Genomic DNA, 2,263 nt, shown 5'->3' with positions numbered 1-2,263 from the left:
CGGCACGCGGTGCAGGGCGGCCAGGTCACGCCCGAGCGCGGCCCACATCGCCGTCGTCCACCGGGCGGCGTCCAGGGGCGCGCCGGTCGCCGCCAGCAGCAGACCCACCCCGTCGCCGGTGTCGAGGTGATCGAGCAGGGCCGGGGTGCGCACCGGGGCGGTGGGCGCGAGCTCGAGATAGAAGCGCAGCTCCCGCCGCGCCGCGGCAAGGGCGCCGGGTCCGAGCGAGGCAGGGGTCGTTTTCGCGTACGCGAGAACGCCGCCGGCCGTGGTCACCGGCTGGACCCCCGCGCCGGACCGCGACTCCAACCGGCCGCCGGGGGTCCGCGGCACCGCCCGGAACCTCCGCAAGGCGGCGTCGACGAACTGGCTCGGCATGCCGACACCGTACGGTGGCCCGATGGATTGGATCGACGACGGGCGCAGCCCGGAAGAGCGGCTGGCCGACCTCGGACTGAGCCTGCCCGCACCGTTCCCACCCGCCGCCTCCTACGTACCGGTGCGCGTGCACGGCGGTGTCGCCTACGTCTCCGGGCACGGCCCGACGCGCGACGGCGCCGTGGTCCACACCGGCAAGCTCGGCGCCGACGTGGACATCGAGACCGGCAAGCTCTCCGCCCAGCTCACCGCGCTCAACATCCTGGCCTCGCTGCGTGCGGAGCTGGGCGAGCTGCGCCGGGTCACCGGCTTTCTGAAGCTGCTGGTCCTGGTCAACGCGACGCCCGACTTCACCCGCCCGCACCTGGTCGCGGACGGCGCGAGCGACCTGATCCACGCGCTCTACGGGCCGTCGAGCCGGCATGCGCGGTCCGCGGTCGGGGTCGCGACGCTGCCGCTGGGCATCGCCACCGAGATCGAGGCCGTCGTCACAGTCGCCTGACCATGCTAACTTGAACGCGTTCAGATTGAACGTGTTCAAGGGTGGGTGGTGCTCGTGGACCGGCTGACCGGGACCGGCTGGGTGGCATTGCACCTGGTGGTGGCGGTGTGCGTGCTGTCGTTCGGACCGCTCGGGCTCGGCGTGCTCGGCCGCGGGCGGCCCGCCCTTCGTCTCGTGAAGTGGTGGCCGGTCGCGGCGGTGCCCGCGGTGGTGGCGCTGCTCCTGCCGCGCGGGGCGATCGCCGGGCTGCTCTGCGTGCCCTATCTGGTGGCCTGCCTGGCGGCGCCGGTGGTGCTGCGCCGGGGGTGGCTCGCGGCCTTCGCCGCGGCCTGTCTGCCGGTGGCCGCGGTGGGACTGCTGGCCGAGAGATCCGGGTACGCGCTGCTCGGCTATCCGGCGGGCGTGCTGGACCTGACGGCGGCGCACTTCCACGTCGCCGGCTTCGGCGCGCTCCTGTTGATCTCGCTGACTGTGGACAACCGCCGAAGCCCGGTCCTGGCGCCGGCCGGCGTGGCGCTGGTCGGCGCCGGCTTCCTCGCCGGCCGCACGCCGCTCGGCGAGACCACCGGCGACCTGATCGAGCTACTCGGCGCCGGCCTGCTCAGCGCCGGCCTCTGGCTGGCCGTCGCCACCCGTTCCGGCCGGGCCGCACGGCTGCTGTTCGTCCTGAGCGTCGTGACCATGGGCCTCGCGCTGCTCTATGCGGCCGGGCAGGTCGCCCCCGTCCCGCACCTCAACCTGACCTGGATGGTCCTGACGCATGGGGTGCTGAACGCGGCCGCCGTGCTGACCGCCCTCGTCGTGGCCTGGGCCGGCCGGGAGCAGCGCTGGTCGGCGCACCGCTGGTCGCACCGCATCGGCCGCGGCCCGGAGCGGTTCGAGGCGGCCTCGGCCGCGCTGCTGAGCTGGGAGATGCACCGCCGGGCGGGCGCCCGGGTCGAGCCGGACACCCCGCCCGCGTCGGCCGGCCTGCGGATGGCCTCCTCCCTCGGCGTCGGGCGGCTGCGGGTGCCGGAGCCGTGCGAGGTGCTCGAGGTGGTGCGCGAGCCGGACCGCACCGCGATGCACTATCGCGCGCTGCCCGGCCACACCTTCGAGGGCGACGAACGGTTCACGGTGCGGCTGGCCGACGGCGGGGTGGTGCGGTTGGAGGTGGCCGTGCGCTCCCGGCCGGCGCTGCTCGTGGCCCGGCTGGCCGGACCGCTGGTTCCGATCGCGCAGCGGCTGTTCATCGCCCGATGCGCCGCGGAGCTGCGGAGGGCGCGCCGGCCGGATGCGGCCGGTTGCGCCTCGGGTAGGTCTCGGGTCGGAGGTGCCCACCCGTAGCTACGGCTGGCAGTGCGGGCCCCCACCGGGGCAGGGTGGCGTGCGAGGGTGTGTCCG

3 protein-coding genes are annotated in these 2,263 nt (G+C 75.3%); 2 read left to right on the top strand and 1 reads right to left on the bottom strand.

Annotated elements, in window-relative coordinates:
* The coding region (locus tag AB0M20_RS39245; RefSeq protein WP_364306110.1) for a hypothetical protein at positions 1-378 on the bottom strand (378 nt) is incomplete at its 3' end.
* Between the two features lie 22 nt (positions 379-400).
* On the opposite strand from AB0M20_RS39245, the gene AB0M20_RS39240 reads away from it, so the two are divergent.
* Positions 401-880, top strand: coding sequence for a RidA family protein (locus AB0M20_RS39240; RefSeq protein ID WP_364306108.1), 480 nt, complete (start codon positions 401-403; stop codon positions 878-880).
* 45 nt (positions 881-925) lie between these two features.
* Positions 926-2,206, top strand: a complete 1,281-nt coding sequence (locus AB0M20_RS39235) for a YndJ family transporter (RefSeq protein ID WP_364306107.1) — start codon at positions 926-928, stop codon at positions 2,204-2,206.
* The last annotated feature ends 57 nt before the right edge of the window (positions 2,207-2,263 follow it).

It is taken from the genome of Actinoplanes sp. NPDC051633 (assembly GCF_040681735.1).
GTDB lineage: Bacteria > Actinomycetota > Actinomycetes > Mycobacteriales > Micromonosporaceae > Actinoplanes.
The sequence above is the reverse complement of the archived record's forward strand: the minus strand, read 5'-3'. Positions and strand labels throughout refer to the sequence as shown.